The sequence below is a fragment of the Stenotrophomonas sp. PS02289 genome (genome assembly GCF_029960115.1).
GTDB lineage: Bacteria > Pseudomonadota > Gammaproteobacteria > Xanthomonadales > Xanthomonadaceae > Stenotrophomonas.
This window is the reverse complement of record NZ_JASCOZ010000104.1, coordinates 1-15538: the sequence shown is the minus strand read 5'-3', so window position 1 is coordinate 15538 and position 15538 is coordinate 1. Positions and strand designations below refer to the sequence as shown.

Here is a 15538-nt window from a genome sequence, read left to right as displayed (position 1 = left end):
GGACGCACGCGCTGACGCGTCGCGCGGGTGGTTCGCACGCTATGCTGCGTGGGTAGCGCCGGCCGTTGGCCGGCCCAGGCGGTGTTTGATCGCCAGCCAGCCGGGCAGAGCCCGGCTCTACCTGTTTCCGGGGAGTGTCTGTGATGCGTCGAGTGCTGCTTCTGCTGCCGTTGCTGCTGGGCGGATGTTCCTGCCAACCGGAAAGCGCACGCGCACCCGACGACCGGCCGCCGCCCGTGGATGTTTCGGCTGCGGCGAGCCTCCCGCAGGAAACCTCCTCCGCTGAAGCCTTAAGTGCCCCTCCCGCAGCGCTGAGCGCGGTGGCTCCTGGCGCGGACAGCGAGACCACCACGGTCCGCAACTACATCAACGTGCTGCTGCGACCCGACCGTGCTGCCTCTGATGCGTTCTGGCGCGGCGGCAGCGCCGGCAGCCGCCCCGACGACCATGTGCTGCGCGGCATTCCAGACCTGCGCACGCTGCGGGTGGATACCGAACTGCCGATTGCCCGTGACACCGCCGTGCCCTCGCGTCTGCGGGAAGTGCCGGTGCGGGTCCGCGCGGTCACCGCGGAAAACACGTTCTACTACGACGGCTGGTACCGGCTGCAGCCGCGTGCCGATGGCAGTGGCTGGGAAATTACCGGTGCGTCGATTCAGCCGGTGTTGCGCTGATCGCTGTGGCGCGCCCATGAAGCCCGGATTCATCGAAAGGCGCTATCGTGGCGCTTCATCACTCACTGCCTTGCCGCCATGACCCTACGCCCCCTGCTCCTCCGTCTGGCCGCCAGCGCCGCGTTGATCGCCGCCGCCGTCGGCGCACAGGCCGCCCCGAGCATTTCCGGTAAGGAGCTCTCGGTCGGCGCAGCCGATGTCCAGCAATATCTGGACGGCAGCTTCCCGCGTACGCAGAGTGCGCTGGGTGGCCTGATCAACATGACCATGAGCCACCCGCAGCTGACCCTGCCGCAGGGCAGCCGACTGGATCTGGGATTTGATGTGGCCGTCGCCACCGCCGGTGGCGCACCGGCACCGCTGGGCAAGGTGAAGCTGAGCAGCGGCCTGCGCTACGACGCGCAGACCCAGGGGTTCCACCTGGACCAGCCCTCGGTGGATGACTTCACCCCCGCCAACAACGGCGGCCGTCTGGATTCGAACACCCGCAGCCTGCTCAACGCGTTCCTGGTCGACTATGCCCGCCGCGAGCCGATCTACAAGATCGACCCGACCGTGGCCGCGGTGCTGGGCGCGCTGCAGGTGCAGTCCGCCCAGGTCCGCGATGGAAAGCTGGTAGTGACCTTCAACCAGAGCCTGGGCGGATTGGTGCCGGAGGGCGTGTTGGGGAATTGATCCCCCAACCGCCCGCGCGGATCAACGCTTCGGCTGCAACATCGTCCCGGTGCACTTTTTCGCACCGCAGCGGCATTCCCAGATCTTCTTCAGGCGCGCGGTGTGGCGCTCGGCCAGCACGATGCCGTAGTTGTAGGTCAGCTCCTCGCCGGGCTTGATGTCGCGCAGCGCCTCGATGAACACCTTGTCCTCGCGGCGGTTGTCCCCTTCGGCTTCCTCGATGACGGCTTCGCAGTTGGGGTCGCAGCTGTGGTTCAGCCAGCGCGCATCGTTGCCCTTGTAGTTGGCGTCGATCACGTAGTCGTCGTTCAGGGTGAACAGGAAGGTGTGACCACTTTCCACATCCCCGGTATCATCAGCGTCCACGTCGGCGTGGCTGCGCAGCAGGCCCTTGTACTGGATGACCCGCTCGCCGGCCTTCAGCGGTGCAACGGCGAACACACCGTTACCGTGGATGGCGGACTTGCGGGCTTGGATCTTCTTGGGCATCAGGCTGGCCGTTGCATTGGGGAATGACGATTCTCGCCCGCCCGGCCGATGGTTTCCACCACCTGAACAGGACGGGTTGGATGCCGGGGCATAAAAGCGTACAATTTCAGTCCGCTTTACAACCCTCCCCTTCCCATGCTCCGCGTCACCAAGCTCACTGATTACGCCACCGTGGTGCTTTCCGTGCTTGCCGCCCGCCCGGGCGACGTCCTGAGCGCCACCGAACTGGCCGAGTTCGCCAGCCTGGAACCGCCCACCGTCAGCAAACTGCTCAAGCCCCTGGCCCAGGCCGGGCTGGTGGAAGGCCTGCGCGGCGTGCGCGGCGGCTACCGCCTGACCCGTCCGGCCGACCAGATCAGCCTGTTCGAGGTGGTGGAAGCCATGGAAGGGCCGCTGGGCCTGACCGAATGCGCGCACGACCACAGCCAGTGCGGCCGTGAACTCAAGTGTGGCGCGCGCAGCAGCTGGCGGATGATCAACGACGTGGTGTCTGAAGCACTGCGCAAGGTCAGCCTGGCCCAGATCCTGCCCCCTATTCCCGTTGCTGACGCCCCCCGCCGCATTGCGGCGGATGTCGTCTCCTGATCCACAGGCAGCCCCCATGGCCACCGAAATTGTCGACACCGTCGCCGCCGGCGACACCCCCAACCGCGAGATCCACGAGCAGCTCGGCCGCAAGTATTCGGCCGGCTTCATCACCGAGATCGAGTCGGACTCCCTGCCGCCCGGCCTGGACGAGGACACCATCCGTGCCCTGTCGGCCAAGAAGGACGAGCCGGAATGGATGACCCAGTGGCGTCTGGACGCCTACCGGCACTTCCTGACCATGCCGATGCCGAACTGGGCCAAGCTGCAGATCGCCGCCATCGACCTGCAGGCGCTCAGCTACTACTCCGCGCCGAAGGGCCCGAAGTACGCCTCGCTGGATGAAGTGCCGAAGGAACTGCTGGACACCTACGACAAGCTGGGCGTGCCGCTGCATGAGCGCGCCAAGCTGGCCGGCGTGGCCGTGGACGCGGTCTTCGACTCCGTGTCCGTGGGCACCACCTTCCGCAAGGAACTGGCCGAAAAGGGCGTGATCTTCTGCTCGATGTCCGAGGCCATCAAGGAGCACCCGGAGTTGGTCAAGCAGTATCTGGGCAGCGTGGTGCCGGTCGGTGACAACTACTTCGCCGCGCTCAACTCGGCGGTGTTCTCCGATGGCAGCTTCGTGTTCATTCCCAAGGGCGTGCGCTGCCCGATGGAACTGAGCACCTACTTCCGCATCAACGCCGGCCACACCGGGCAGTTCGAGCGCACCCTGATCATCTGCGAAGACAAGGCCTACGTTTCCTACCTGGAAGGCTGCACCGCGCCGATGCGCGATGAAAACCAGCTGCACGCCGCCGTGGTCGAACTGGTGGCGCTGGAAGATGCGGAAATCAAATATTCCACGGTGCAGAACTGGTACCCGGGCGACGAGAACGGCGTGGGCGGCATCTACAACTTCGTCACCAAGCGTGCCGAATGCCGTGGCGCACGCAGCAAGGTGACCTGGACCCAAGTGGAAACCGGTTCGGCCATCACCTGGAAGTACCCCTCCTGCGTGCTGCTGGGCGACGACTCGGTCGGTGAATTCCACTCGGTGGCGCTGACTCATCATCGCCAGCAGGCCGACACCGGCACCAAGATGATCCACATCGGCAAGCGCACCAAGAGCAAGATCGTCAGCAAGGGCATCAGCGCCGGCCGCGGCCAGAACACTTACCGCGGCCTGGTCAAGGTGGACCGCAACGCCGACGGCGCGCGCAACTACACCCAGTGTGATTCGCTGCTGATCGGCAAGACCTCCGGCGCGCACACCTTCCCGTACATCGAGGTCAAGAACCCGAGTGCGACGGTGGAGCATGAAGCCACCACCTCGAAGATATCCGACGACCAGCTGTTCTATTGCCGCGCACGCGGCATCGACCAGGAAAACGCGGTCTCGATGATCGTCGACGGCTTCTGCAAGCAGGTGTTCCGCGAGCTGCCGATGGAGTTCGCGGTGGAAGCCAAGAAGCTGCTGGAAGTTTCGCTGGAAGGGTCGGTCGGTTAAGCACCCGCGCGCCTTCGTTTGAATTATTGATTGCCACGCAGGGCGTGGCACTACGGGATTTGTCACATGTTGAAGATCGAAAACCTGCACGCCCGCATCGGCGAGAAAGAAATCCTCAAAGGCCTCTCGCTGGAGGTGAAGCCGGGTGAGGTGCACGCCATCATGGGCCCCAACGGTGCCGGCAAGTCCACGCTGGGCAACGTGCTGGCCGGCCGTGACGGCTACGAGGTCAGCGAGGGCAGCGTGCAGTTCGATGACGCCGACCTGCTGGAACTGGAACCGGAAGAACGCGCCGCCGCCGGCCTGTTCCTGGCCTTCCAGTACCCGGTGGAAATCCCGGGCGTGAACAACACCTACTTCCTGCGCGCCGCGCTCAATGCGCAGCGCAAGGCGCGTGGCGAGGACGAACTGGACTCCATGCAGTTCCTCAAGCTGGTGCGCCAGAAGCTGGCCGTGCTGCACCTGAAGGACGAGCTGCTGCACCGTGGCGTGAACGAAGGCTTCTCCGGCGGTGAGAAGAAGCGCAATGAGATCTTCCAGCTGGCCGTGCTCGAGCCGAAGCTGGCGATCCTGGACGAGACCGACTCCGGCCTGGACATCGATGCGCTCAAGAGCGTGGCCGATGGCGTGAACGCGCTGCGTTCGGCCGACCGTTCGTTCCTGGTCATCACCCACTACCAGCGCCTGCTGGACTACATCAAGCCGGACGTCGTGCACGTGCTGGCCGATGGCAAGATCGTGCAGAGCGGCGGCCCGGAGCTGGCCCTGCAGCTGGAAGCGCATGGCTATGACTTCCTGAAGAACCGCGTGGTCCCGGAGGCGGCGGTCTGATGAGCGCGCTGCTCGATTCCCTTGCCAACGGCTTCTGCGGCAGCGATGCGCGCCGCGCCGAGCTGGACGCGGCCCTGCGGGCCGGCCTGCCCGGCCCGCGCAGCGAAGCCTGGAAGTACACCTCGCTGCGCCAGCTGGAACGCCGCAGCTTCAGCCCCGCGCCGCTCACCGCCCCCGCCGTGGACACCGCCCTGCTGGCCGACATTGCCGCGCCGCGACTGGTGTTCGTCAACGGGCGTCCGGTGCAGGCGCTGAGCGACCTGACCGGCCTGCCAGCCGGTGTGCAGGTACAGACCCTGTCCGCTGCCCTGCAGGATGGCGAAGAAGCCCTGCGCTTCCTCGGCCGCCGCTTCGAGCGCAGCGAGGAAGTGTTCGCGCGTCTGAACGCCGCGCTGGCCGATGAAGGCGTGCTGGTGCGCGTCGAAGATGGTGCTCAGATCGACACCCCGCTGCAGCTGGTCTTCATCAGCGCGGCAGGCGACACCGACCTGGCCTGGCATCACCGCCACCTGATCGAACTGCGTGCCGGAGCAAACCTGGGCGTGGTCGAGCATCACCTGCATGTCGGCGACGCCGCGCACCTGGATAACACCCTGGTGCACGTGCACCTGGCGCAGGACGCCGTGCTCTCGCATGCCCGCGTGCAGGCCGACAGTGCCAAGGCCACCACCCTGCTGCGCACCGACGCCGTGCTGGCCCGCAACGCCCAGTACCGCCGCATCGACCTGGAGCTGGGTGCTGCCCTGAGCCGGCACGAGCTCAATGTGCGTCTGGAAGGCGACAACGCCCAGCTCACCGCCAACGGTGTGCTGCTCGGCAATGGCCGCCGCCACGTCGACACCCGCCTGGGCATCGAGCACATCGCCCGCGATACCAACTCGGAAATGCTGTGGCGCGGTGTTGCCGCCAACCGCAGCCGGGTGGTCTTCCACGGCGGCATCCATATCCGCGCTGGCGCGGATGGTACCGATGCGAACCTGTCCAACAAGAACCTGCTGCTGTCGGCCGACGCCGAAATCGATACCCAGCCGACGCTGGTGATCGATGCCGACGAAGTGAAGGCCGCGCACGGCGCGACCGTGGGCCAGCTCGATGCCAATGCGCTGTTCTACCTGCGCTCGCGCGGCCTGCCGGCACCGCAGGCGCAGGCGCTGCTCAGCGCCGCGTTCTGCCATGAGCCGCTGAACGCGCTCGACGCCCGCCTGACCGAACAGCTGCGCCGCCAGCTGGACCTCGCACTGGCCCAGGCAGGCGTGGCATGAACCTGTCCACCCCGCGCCCGTTGGGCGACACCATCGACGCCCCCGACTGGGACCGCGTGCGACTGGACTTCCCACTGCTGATGCGGGAAGTGCATGGCAAGCCGCTAGTGTATTTCGACAACGCCAACACCGGGCAGAAGCCGGTGCAGGTGATCGGCGCGGTGGACGAGTTCTACCGCCGCTACAACGCCAATGTGAGCCGCGCGGTGCACGCGCTGGGCACCGAGGCCACCGATGCCTACGAAGGCGCACGCAACAAGCTGGCGCGCTTCCTCAACGTGCGCGCCAATGAGCTGGTGCTGTGCAGTGGCACCACCTTCGCGATCAACCTGGTCGCGTATTCGTGGGCGCTGCCGCGACTGAAGGCCGGCGACGTGATCCTGGTCTCGCGCATGGAGCACCACGCCAACATCGTGCCCTGGCAGCTGGTTGCCCAGCGCACCGGCGCGACGATCCGCGTGGCCGAGATCACGCCGGAAGGCGCGCTCGACCTCGACGCACTGCGCAAGGCGATGACCCCGGAGGTGAAGCTGCTGGCCGTGGCCCACGTGTCCAACGTGCTCGGCACGGTCAACCCGGTGCGTGAAATCTGCCGGGAAGCGCGCAAGCGCGGCATCATCACCGTGGTCGATGGCTCCCAGGCCGTGCCGCACCGCAAGGTCGACATTCCGTCCATCGGTTGCGACTTCTACGCCATCACCGGCCACAAGATGTGCGGCCCCACCGGGACCGGCGCGCTGTGGGCCAAGCGCGAACACCTGGACGCCATGCCGCCCTTCCTGGGCGGTGGCGAGATGATCAAGGAAGTCAGCTTCGAGGGCACCGTCTTCAACGACGCCCCGCACAAGTTCGAAGCCGGCACCCCGAACATCGCCGGTTTCATCGGCCTGGGCGTGGCCGTGGACTATCTCGAATCGCTTGGTCTGGAGCACGTGGAAGCGCGCGAAGCCGAACTGCTTGAGCACTTCACCGAAGAGCTCAACAAGATCGACGGCCTGCGCATCTTCGGCACCACCCCGGACAAGGCTGCCGTGGTGTCATTCCTGATCGAAGGCGCACACGCCCACGACCTGGCCACTCTGCTCGACCTGGAAGGCGTCGCCGTGCGCTCCGGCCAGCACTGTGCGCACCCGCTACTGCAGTACTACGGCGTCGCCGCCACCTGCCGCGCTTCGCTGGCGTTCTACAACACGCACGCGGAAATCGAGCGCTTCATTACCGCGCTGAACAAAGTGCGCAAGCTCCTGGGTTGATGAAATACCGGTAGCGCCGGCCGTTGGCCGGCCCAGGCATTACTGCGGGCCGGCCAACGTTATGCCCACCGTCCTGGCGGGCACCCTTCGGGCCGTCGCTACGCGACGTTGAGAATGGCTCCTGCCATTCTCTTCGGCGCTACCGCTCCCCGCACGACGCCATTCCGAAACATGCGACAATGAGAACACTTCTCATTGCCCCGCCCGTCGATGTCGTCCCCGGTGGTCTCCCCTGCTGCATTAGAGCGCCCCGTCGCGGCCGCCATCGTCGTTCTGGCCCATGTTGGCCTGTTCGCGGGCCTGCTCTGGACCCAGCATCGCGCACCGCTGCAGTTGCCGCCACCCGAGGCTGACCGCACCCAGCTGGTGCTGCTGCCCCCGCGTGCGCCGGAGGTACCGGTGGAAGAGGTGATCGCTCCGACCCCGCGTGAGGCGGCCAGCGTCCAGCAGCAGAAACCGCAGCCGCCCAGGCCGCTGCCGGTGACACCGCCACGGGACGCCGCGAACTGGATCATTCCGCCGCCCACGCCACCCAAGCCGGTCATCGACGCGCCGGCCCCGGTGCAGCAGCAGGCCTCGGTGGCCGCCGCGCCGCCCAGCCCGCCGCTGCCGCCCGGGCCCAGCGAAACCACACCCGGACGCGACAGCTGGGAGGGCCGGGTGATGGCACGGCTGGAGCGCTTCCGCCGTTATCCAGTGCCCGCGCGTGCTCGCCACCAGGAAGGTGTGGCGTACGTGCGGGTCAGCCTGTCGCGCGAAGGCAAGCTGCTGGCGCTGGCGCTGGAGAACGGCACCGGTCACGCGCTGCTGGACCAAGCCGCACTGGATACCTTCCGCCGCGCCGAGCCGCTGCCGCCGGTACCGGCCGACCGCGCTGCACCGGTGGAGCTGTCCTTCCCGGTTGAGTTCTTCATGCGCTGAAACGACGCGCTACTGCGCTTCGATCGCGCGCGCGATCTGCTGTTCCAGCAGTTCGGTCGACCGCTCCGGCCGGCTGGCCTGCGCACGCTGCGCGGCGTGATGCGCTTCCAGCAGCAACCGGTAACGTGTTTCATCATCCACCTCCACCTCGGCCGCCACATATTTCCTGGCCGCCTGGAAGTACAGCTCCTGCGCATCTCCCAGGTCGCGTGCGCGTTCACGCCAGCGCTCGGACGCTGCCTGTTCAAAGGGCATGGCCTCGTGGTGCGCGATCAGGCGTTTGATCGCCACCAGATCCCCTGCCCGCGCGGCCCGCTCCACCTCGCTCCGCTGCGACGGGGGCAGCAACACACTCTCATCGTCCGCACTGCACGCCACCAATGCCGGCCACAGCAGCATCCACATCATCCTTTTCATCACACCTGCTCACGCTGGAAACCGCGGGCACATCGTAGGTCGGTGAAATGGCTGCACTCGTGGACACGTTTCGCTGTCGTTCGGCCTGACGGGGGTGGACCGGCAAAAACCGGTCCAATTACGTACACCATTCGAAAGATGGCGCTGTATTCCGGTCCGGATGCGTCATCGTCGGCCTACCATCCATGCGCGCAGCGCCGGCCGCGTCTTGACGCTTTCGGCACTGCGCGCGCTCGATGCAGGCGTCAGTCCACGACCTGCACGTCGTCGATGTAGACATTCACGTCATAGGCGGTATTGGCGCGATACAGCCAGATCGCATCCAGCGTCACCGTGGCGGCGCTGATCGTGCCATCGCCGCCGGACCATGCACTCCACTGCGCACTGTCGGCCAATGGCCAGCTCACGTAGGTCCAGGTGTTGGCCGGCACCGCCTTGCTGGTGGAGCGTTCGGTGCCGTCGCTGTCATCGATGCCCACGCCGACCGACACGCCGCTGCCACCGGTCCAGACCCAGAAGCCGATCTTGCCGGTGGCGCGGGTCAGGTTGGCGTTGCTGGACGGTGCGCCCGCGCCGGAGAGCAGCCGCACCTGCCAGTCGGTGCTCACCGCGGTGTTGTCCTTGAGCAGCACGCGCAGCGAACAGCTGCCACTCTGCTGAGTGGTGCAATCACGTGTCGTGGTGGACGTCGTCGCAATGCCAACGGTGGAGCCGGAGTAGGTGGGGCTGGTGGTGAAGCGTCCGACCGAACTCTCGAAGCGGTCCAGGTAGGTGGTGCCGCCGGCGGGCGGCGTGCCGGGATTGATCAGGCCGTAGTACTTGCCCCAGTTCCAGTTGATGCCCGGGTCGGTGTGGCTCTGCCCGGGAAAGTGCTGGTGGCCCTTGATCTTTACCGATGCTGCCAGTTCGTTGAGGCCGCTGCTGGCCGGCCCGTTGTAGGCACTGGCACAGCTGATCGCGCTATAGCTGGCGCAGAAATGCCGCACCAGTGCGGCGGAGGCGGAATACATCGCATCGGTGTACCACGAGCTGTTGTCGACCCAGCCTTCGTGCTCGATGCCCAGCGTGTAGCTGTTCTGGTTGCGCACATGCCAGGCGGTGTCGGTGTGACGCACCATCTGCGTCACCTGCCCGTCCGAGGAACGGATCACGTAGTGCGCGCTGACCCCGGCGGCGGCGTTCTGGAACCAGCTGATGGTGCCGGCATACGACCCCTGGGTGGTATGCACGGTGACCGCGCTGATGGCGGCACTGCGCGAACTGCCGTAATTGGACGCACTGGCCGGCGTCCAGATCGCCGGGCCGTAGTCGGTGGACGCGATGCCGACCTCGGTGGCGGCCTTGGCACTGGGAGGTGCCAGCGTTTCCGTCACAGGATCCACCGTGTAACCGTCCACCTCGATGCGGTCATTGGCCACGTCCAGGCGCAGCATCGGTGCGCGCAGCCGGATCAGGTCGTCCACGCTGAAGGCCTGTTCCCAGGCAATCGGGCGCTCGGGCACGACAATGCCCCGGTCGTTGACGCCACGATCCTGCGCCAGCAGCACATCGAACGCGAAGCTGCGACGGGCGTAGTCATCGACCCGGCTGCGCGTGGCAGCCTCCGGCGAAAAGCCTGCGTAGCGTTCCAGCACCGCAGCCATGTCCTCCGCGCTGACCGCACCTGCGCGCACGGTTGCAGGGGATGAACGCACCTGCGCGTCCAGCAGCGCGGCGGCGGCCAGGATGTTGGTCTGCGGATCGCGGCGCACCTGTTCGGCGCTCACCCCCAGCAGCCGCGCACCCTCGCCCACCTGGTCGGCGAAGCCCTGGCCGTTGTAGAGGCCCATCACACCCCAGGCCGCCGGCATCCGGTTGTGTGCGTCGTCCTGGCTGGCGGACTCGGGTTGCAGGTTCAACCAGCGGCTCTGCACGTAGGCCAGCGCTTCCAGCGTTCCGGCCGGCAGCGCGGGATACTGCCGGTACGCGGTACGGAACATCGGCAGGAAGGCGGCCCGCTGCGGAGCCAGGCGACGCTCCTCGGCATTCAGGGTGGCCTGCAGTCGCGCCTCATCGGCGCTGACGCTGTCGTCGATCAGCACGGGGCGAGGTGGCGGGGTCTGGGCCAGCGCGGGAGCGGCCAGCAGACTGGCCAGGCAGACCGACAACACGGTGAAGCGACGGGTCATCACACGTCTCCTTTCGGGTGGTTGGCCCGCTCTGTCTACCCCAGGAAATCCACCTTCACGCCGCCAATGGATGGATGTGTGACCGGCCTTCAAATGAAACAGGGATGGAGGTCATTGTTCTAAAATGCGGCCCATGAGCACCCTGACCTTCCGTGCGGCCACGCTGGCCGACATCCCCGCCCTGATCACCTTGGTCACCTCGGCCTACCGCGGCGACGCCAGCCGTGCCGGCTGGACCACCGAAGCGGACATGCTGGACGGCGCGCGTATCGATGCGCAGGGCCTGCAGGCCGACATCGAACGCCCCCGCAGCACCGTGCTGCTGGCCGAACGCGCAGGCGCGCTGGTGGCCTGCGCCCATGTGGCCGATGAAGGGGGCAAGGGCTACTTCGGCATGTTCTCGGTCGACCCGGCCCAGCAGGGCGGCGGCATCGGCAAGCAGCTGATGGACGCAGCCGAGGCCCACGCGGCCCACGAGTGGGGCGTACCGGTCATGCAGATGACCGTCATCGATATCCGCGACGAACTCATCGCGTTCTACGAACGTCGTGGCTATGCCCGCACCGGGATCAAGAAACCGTTCCCGTATGGCGACGAGCGTTTCGGCATTCCCAAGCGCGACGACCTGCGCTTCGAAGTGCTGGAAAAGCCGCTGGCGGCACAGTCATGAGCGAGACCTGGACCTTCGTCTGCGCCACCGTCGAGCTGCTGCCGGGCGAGATGAAGAGCACCTTCGACGAGGTCACCGGCACCCCGATCGTGGTGTTCAACCTCGACGGCGAACTGTACGCGCTGGAAGACCAGTGCACGCATGAGGAGTTCGAGCTGTCGTCGGGCACGTTCAACACCGAGGAAGGCAGCATCGAATGCGTGCTGCACAGCGCGCGCTTCGACGTGCGCGACGGACGGGCGCTGTGCGCGCCGGCCTATACGCCGGTGCCGAAGTTCCCGGTGAAGCGCGAGCACGACGGGGTCTGGACCCGCGACGACCGCGATTGAGCGATCCGGATTGATGTGACGCCGGGCAGCCACGCAGGGCGTGGCTCTACGGTGGCGTTTGTCACGCCACGTAACGAATGCGAATCATTGTCGTTTGTGTTACCTTGGCGATTCCTTTCGCCTGCGTCCGCCTGTCCGATGGCTTCTGCCGCTGACACTGCCCTGCCTGCACGCCTGATCGCGCTGGTCTCCAGTGTGGTGGTGGCGCTGTGCCTGCTGGTGGCGCTCGGCGGCGGCACTGCACCGCTGGCGGGTGCGGCGACCTCGCTCTCGGCACTGGCCCAGGCTCCTGCGCCCGCGCAGCGCGGCCAGCCGGTGCCGGTGGCCATCGACAGCAGTGCCCACGGCAGCCAGCGTGGCGAGGCGGAATCCGAAGCCGGACCTGAGGACGCTGCACTGGTCCCGCACCTGCGCGGATGGGACCTGGCGGCGTCATGCCCCGACCGTGTGGCGGTGACCCACACCGGGCTGACCTTCCCCCCGCGTTTACGGCGCTTACCGCCGTCCCACGCCCCGCCCCTCGTGGCCTGATCTGCCGCGCCGCGATCTGCGGCGCTGACCCGGGCCGCGCCCGGCGCTTTCCCGGTTCCCGTTACCGCTGTCCCACGCCCCGCGCGCATGGCTCCCCCGCCCGTGCGCGCGTCCGGGCACCCGCCCCTCTTTCCAGACCATCACTCATGATCAAGAGCCGCAAGCACGCCTCCCCTTCCCGCAGCGCCACGGGCCTGGCCACCGCCAGCCTCGTTGCCGGCCTGAGCCTGGCCACCCTGCCGCTGGCCGCCCAGGCCGACGCCAACGATCCGGCCAAGACCCTCGACCAGATCGACGTGCACGCGGTGCACGGCTACAAGGCCGAAAAGCTGTCGTCTCCGAAGTTCACCCAGAGCCTGCAGGACACCCCGCAGACCGTGCAGGTGATCACCAGCGACCTGTTCAACCAGCAGGGCGCGACCACCCTGACCGAAGCGCTGCGCAACAGCCCGGGCGTGGGCACCTTCTACGTCGGTGAGAACGGCAACACCAACACCGGCGACAGCATCTTCATGCGCGGCTTCGATACGTCGAGCAGCATCTTCGTCGACGGCGTGCGCGACCTCGGCTCGATCTCGCGTGATGTGTTCAACACCGAGCAGGTCGAAGTGAGCAAGGGTCCGGCCGGCACCGACAACGGCCGCTCCGCGCCGACCGGTGCGATCAACATGGTCAGCAAGCAGGCCAACCTGCACAACGCCCTGTCCGGCACCGTCTCGGCCGGTACCGACGACCAGGCCCGCACCACCGCCGACTGGAACCAGACCCTGGGGGCGACCAGCGCACTGCGCCTGAACGCCATGTGGCAGGACAACGACCAGCCCGGCCGCGACCACGTCAACAACAAGCGCTGGGGCATCGCACCGTCGCTGGGCTTCGGGCTGGGCACCAGCACGCGCTACTTCCTGAACCTGCTCTACGTCGACCAGGACAACATCCCCGACGGCGGCGTGCCGACCCTGGGCCTGCCCGGCTGGACCCCGCAGCCGACGCTGGAACAGCTGGCCGGCCACCCGGTGGATCCGGAGAACTTCTACGGCACCCGCGCCGACCACGACGACGTCACCGCGAAGATGGCCACGTTCCGCTTCGAGCATGACTTCAACGACAACGTGCGCCTGACCAACACCGCGCGCTGGGGTCGCACCGAGCAGGACTACCTGCTGACCGCCTTCATGGGCACCGGCACGCGCGGGACCAATGGCGCGCCGACCGGCAACATCCGCTACACCGACCGCAACAACCTGGACACCTACACGATCGCGCGCAGCCTGCCGACCTTCAAGGACCAGGAAAACACCATCCTGACCGACCAGCTCAACCTGCGTGCGGACTTCGCCACCGGCACGGTGCGCCACACCCTGAGCACCGGCCTGGAGTTCACCCGCGAAGAGCTGGAAAGCTTCGGCCAGGCCGCCACCGGCGGCACCACCTGGTCGGCCGCCAACCTGTACAACCCGGACTGGAACGCCACCGGCCTGACCTGGGCGCATAACGGCGCGGACAGCTACGGCAAGACCACCACCTCGTCGGTGTATCTGTTCGACACCCTGGCCTTCGGCGACAGCTTCCTGGTCACCGCCGGCCTGCGCGCGGACCACTACAAGACCGAGTACCAGAGCGCGTCGGTGTGCGGCGGGCGCGGCCCGGCCTGCGGCAGCAATCCGGCCGGCACGGTCATCGCCAACCCGTCGCTGGAGCATTCGGACACGCTGTTCAACTGGAAGCTGGGCGCGGTGTACAAGGTGGGCAGCGTGGTCAGCCTGTACGCCAACTACGCGATTTCGCAGCAGCCTCCGGGCGGCAGCAACTTCGCCCTGAGCAGCTCGGCCAGCAGCGCCGACAACCCGCGCCTGGACCCGCAGAAGGCCAAGACCTTCGAAGTCGGCACCAAGTGGGCGTTCCTGGACGACGCGCTGGCCTTCAACGTAGCGCTGTTCAAGACCGAGGTCAGCAACGAGATCAACACCCAGGTGCTGGACGATGCCGGCAACCCGACCCAGACCGGCAAGAAGTCGGTGCAGGGCATCGAGGTCTCCACCGTCGGCCACATCACCGACAACTGGTCGGTGTCGGCCGGCTACAGCCACCTCGACACCGAAGTGGAGGAAGGCGCGAACGTGGCCGCCGACGGCACCCGCAACCTGACCTACACCCCGGGCGACACCTTCACCGGCTGGACCACCTACGTGCTGCCGTTCGGGCTGACCGTGGGCGGTGGCGTGCGCTATGCCGGGCAGATGCACCGTGGCACCGATGGTGCCGTCGGCACGCCGGCGTTCACCAAGTCGTACACGGTGTACGACGCGGTGATTTCCTACGCCTTCAATGACCGCCTGTCGCTGCGCTTGAACGGCTACAACCTGTTCGACAAGGCGTACGTGGCCGCGATCAACAAGAGCGGGTACCGTTACACCCCGGGCGCGCCGCGCAGCTTCCTGCTCAGCGCGGATTACCGCTTCTAAGGGCCCCTGCCATGCTCCTGCACGTTCCGAACGTTCTGCGTCCCGACGAACTGGCCCATCTGCAGCAGGCCCTGGCCACTGCCGACTGGACCGACGGCCGCGAAACGGTCGGCGTGCAGGGCGCGCAGGTCAAACGCAACGACCAGTTGCCGGATGCGTCCCCGCTCAAGGCCGAGCTGGGCCGCATCGTGCTGGCGGCGCTGGAACGGCATCCGCTGTTCTTCGCCGCCGCACTGCCGCTGCGGATCCTGCCGCCGCGCTTCAACCGCTATCAGGGCGGCGGCGAATATGGCTTCCATGTGGATGGCGCGGTGATGCGCCAGCAGGTGGATGGCCAGCTCACCCACCTGCGCTCAGACGTGTCCTGCACGCTGTTCCTGGCCGATCCCGATAACTACGACGGCGGCGAGCTGATCATCAGCGACACCTATGGCGAGCATGAAGTGAAACTGCCCGCCGGGGACCTGGTGCTGTATCCGTCGAGCAGCCTGCACAAGGTCAGTCCGGTCACCCGCGGAGCACGGGTCGCCTCGTTCTTCTGGGTGCAGAGCATGGTGCGCGACGACAGCCAGCGACGGGCGCTGCTGGAGATGGATACCGCGATTGAAACGCTGCGGGTGACCGGGGCGGATGCGTCGGCGGTACTGCAGTTGACCGGGGTGTATCACAACCTGCTGCGACGCTGGAGCGAGACGTAGGTCGAGCGGTAGCGCCGGCCGTTGGCCGGCCCTCATGAACATGTGACGCAGGCCGTGGGCCAGCCAACGGCCGGCGCT

Annotated in this window: 16 protein-coding genes; 13 read left to right on the top strand and 3 right to left on the bottom strand. The window is 66.9% G+C overall.

Features of this window, described 5'->3' with window-relative positions:
• The first annotated feature begins 143 nt into the window (after positions 1-143).
• Positions 144-674 carry a hypothetical protein gene (locus QMX83_RS14460; RefSeq protein WP_282297344.1) on the top strand — a complete coding sequence of 177 codons (531 nt, stop codon included), beginning with the start codon at positions 144-146 and terminating at the stop codon, positions 672-674.
• 78 nt (positions 675-752) lie between these two features.
• Positions 753-1349 carry a DUF1439 domain-containing protein gene (locus QMX83_RS14455; RefSeq protein WP_282297343.1) on the top strand — a complete coding sequence of 199 codons (597 nt, stop codon included), beginning with the start codon at positions 753-755 and terminating at the stop codon, positions 1347-1349.
• A 21-nt stretch (positions 1350-1370) separates the two neighbouring features.
• Here the strand turns inward: QMX83_RS14455 and QMX83_RS14450 are convergent, their stop codons facing one another.
• Positions 1371-1838 (bottom strand): SET domain-containing protein-lysine N-methyltransferase, encoded by a 468-nt coding sequence (locus tag QMX83_RS14450; RefSeq protein WP_282297342.1) that lies wholly within the window; start codon positions 1836-1838, stop codon positions 1371-1373.
• 135 nt (positions 1839-1973) lie between these two features.
• Here QMX83_RS14450 and QMX83_RS14445 point away from each other — a divergent pair, with 135 nt between their 5' ends.
• From QMX83_RS14445 to QMX83_RS14420, 6 genes are all read left to right on the top strand, one after another.
• Positions 1974-2423, top strand: coding sequence for an SUF system Fe-S cluster assembly regulator (locus tag QMX83_RS14445; RefSeq protein WP_282297341.1), 450 nt, complete (start codon positions 1974-1976; stop codon positions 2421-2423).
• Between the two features lie 16 nt (positions 2424-2439).
• Complete coding sequence (gene sufB, locus QMX83_RS14440; protein ID WP_282297340.1) at positions 2440-3915, top strand: Fe-S cluster assembly protein SufB; 1476 nt, start codon at positions 2440-2442, stop codon at positions 3913-3915.
• Between the two features lie 66 nt (positions 3916-3981).
• Entirely contained in the window at positions 3982-4746 is a 765-nt protein-coding gene (gene sufC / locus QMX83_RS14435) for a Fe-S cluster assembly ATPase SufC (RefSeq protein ID WP_282297339.1), read from the top strand.
• On the top strand, positions 4746-6008 hold the full coding sequence (gene sufD, locus QMX83_RS14430; RefSeq protein ID WP_282297338.1) for a Fe-S cluster assembly protein SufD: 1263 nt from the start codon (positions 4746-4748) through the stop codon (positions 6006-6008). The genes sufC and sufD overlap by 1 nt, the downstream gene beginning before the upstream one ends.
• Entirely contained in the window at positions 6005-7261 is a 1257-nt protein-coding gene (locus QMX83_RS14425) for a cysteine desulfurase (protein ID WP_282297337.1), read from the top strand. Before sufD ends, QMX83_RS14425 begins: the two co-directional genes overlap by 4 nt.
• Before the next feature lie 210 nt (positions 7262-7471).
• The gene (locus QMX83_RS14420) at positions 7472-8182 is read left to right on the top strand and encodes an energy transducer TonB (protein ID WP_282297336.1); all 711 of its coding nucleotides are present in this window, start codon (positions 7472-7474) and stop codon (positions 8180-8182) included.
• A 9-nt stretch (positions 8183-8191) separates the two neighbouring features.
• Here QMX83_RS14420 and QMX83_RS14415 read toward each other — a convergent pair whose 3' ends face one another.
• Together QMX83_RS14415 and QMX83_RS14410 are read right to left on the bottom strand one after the other, a co-directional pair.
• Positions 8192-8581, bottom strand: a complete 390-nt coding sequence (locus tag QMX83_RS14415) for a hypothetical protein (protein ID WP_282297334.1) — start codon at positions 8579-8581, stop codon at positions 8192-8194.
• 263 nt (positions 8582-8844) lie between these two features.
• Positions 8845-10767 carry a peptidoglycan recognition family protein gene (locus tag QMX83_RS14410; protein ID WP_282297333.1) on the bottom strand — a complete coding sequence of 641 codons (1923 nt, stop codon included), beginning with the start codon at positions 10765-10767 and terminating at the stop codon, positions 8845-8847.
• A gap of 133 nt (positions 10768-10900) precedes the next feature.
• Here QMX83_RS14410 and QMX83_RS14405 point away from each other — a divergent pair, with 133 nt between their 5' ends.
• From QMX83_RS14405 to QMX83_RS14385, 5 genes are all read left to right on the top strand, one after another.
• Positions 10901-11437, top strand: coding sequence for a GNAT family N-acetyltransferase (locus QMX83_RS14405; RefSeq protein WP_282297332.1), 537 nt, complete (start codon positions 10901-10903; stop codon positions 11435-11437).
• A complete protein-coding gene (locus QMX83_RS14400; RefSeq protein ID WP_282297331.1) occupies positions 11434-11766 on the top strand; it encodes a non-heme iron oxygenase ferredoxin subunit in 333 nt (110 codons plus the stop codon). The genes QMX83_RS14405 and QMX83_RS14400 overlap by 4 nt, the downstream gene beginning before the upstream one ends.
• A gap of 138 nt (positions 11767-11904) precedes the next feature.
• Positions 11905-12297 carry a hypothetical protein gene (locus QMX83_RS14395; protein WP_282297330.1) on the top strand — a complete coding sequence of 131 codons (393 nt, stop codon included), beginning with the start codon at positions 11905-11907 and terminating at the stop codon, positions 12295-12297.
• 146 nt (positions 12298-12443) lie between these two features.
• On the top strand, positions 12444-14762 hold the full coding sequence (locus QMX83_RS14390) for a catecholate siderophore receptor Fiu (protein ID WP_282297329.1): 2319 nt from the start codon (positions 12444-12446) through the stop codon (positions 14760-14762).
• An 11-nt stretch (positions 14763-14773) separates the two neighbouring features.
• A complete protein-coding gene (locus QMX83_RS14385; protein WP_282297328.1) occupies positions 14774-15460 on the top strand; it encodes a Fe2+-dependent dioxygenase in 687 nt (228 codons plus the stop codon).
• The last annotated feature ends 78 nt before the right edge of the window (positions 15461-15538 follow it).

Bases quoted from the DNA above. Each gene is read 5' to 3' on its own strand.
- QMX83_RS14385 (WP_282297328.1), top strand. From the start codon at position 14,774: ATGCTCCTGCACGTTCCGAACGTTCTGCGTCCCGACGAACTGGCCCAT.
- QMX83_RS14390 (WP_282297329.1), top strand. From the start codon at position 12,444: ATGATCAAGAGCCGCAAGCACGCCTCCCCTTCCCGCAGCGCCACGGGC.
- QMX83_RS14460 (WP_282297344.1), top strand. From the start codon at position 144: ATGCGTCGAGTGCTGCTTCTGCTGCCGTTGCTGCTGGGCGGATGTTCC.
- sufB (WP_282297340.1), top strand. From the start codon at position 2,440: ATGGCCACCGAAATTGTCGACACCGTCGCCGCCGGCGACACCCCCAAC.
- QMX83_RS14415 (WP_282297334.1), bottom strand. From the start codon at position 8,581: ATGCTGCTGTGGCCGGCATTGGTGGCGTGCAGTGCGGACGATGAGAGT.
- QMX83_RS14445 (WP_282297341.1), top strand. From the start codon at position 1,974: ATGCTCCGCGTCACCAAGCTCACTGATTACGCCACCGTGGTGCTTTCC.
- QMX83_RS14420 (WP_282297336.1), top strand. From the start codon at position 7,472: ATGTCGTCCCCGGTGGTCTCCCCTGCTGCATTAGAGCGCCCCGTCGCG.
- QMX83_RS14405 (WP_282297332.1), top strand. From the start codon at position 10,901: ATGAGCACCCTGACCTTCCGTGCGGCCACGCTGGCCGACATCCCCGCC.
- QMX83_RS14395 (WP_282297330.1), top strand. From the start codon at position 11,905: ATGGCTTCTGCCGCTGACACTGCCCTGCCTGCACGCCTGATCGCGCTG.
- sufD (WP_282297338.1), top strand. From the start codon at position 4,746: ATGAGCGCGCTGCTCGATTCCCTTGCCAACGGCTTCTGCGGCAGCGAT.
- QMX83_RS14450 (WP_282297342.1), bottom strand. From the start codon at position 1,838: ATGCCCAAGAAGATCCAAGCCCGCAAGTCCGCCATCCACGGTAACGGT.
- QMX83_RS14400 (WP_282297331.1), top strand. From the start codon at position 11,434: ATGAGCGAGACCTGGACCTTCGTCTGCGCCACCGTCGAGCTGCTGCCG.
- sufC (WP_282297339.1), top strand. From the start codon at position 3,982: ATGTTGAAGATCGAAAACCTGCACGCCCGCATCGGCGAGAAAGAAATC.
- QMX83_RS14425 (WP_282297337.1), top strand. From the start codon at position 6,005: ATGAACCTGTCCACCCCGCGCCCGTTGGGCGACACCATCGACGCCCCC.
- QMX83_RS14410 (WP_282297333.1), bottom strand. From the start codon at position 10,767: ATGACCCGTCGCTTCACCGTGTTGTCGGTCTGCCTGGCCAGTCTGCTG.
- QMX83_RS14455 (WP_282297343.1), top strand. From the start codon at position 753: ATGACCCTACGCCCCCTGCTCCTCCGTCTGGCCGCCAGCGCCGCGTTG.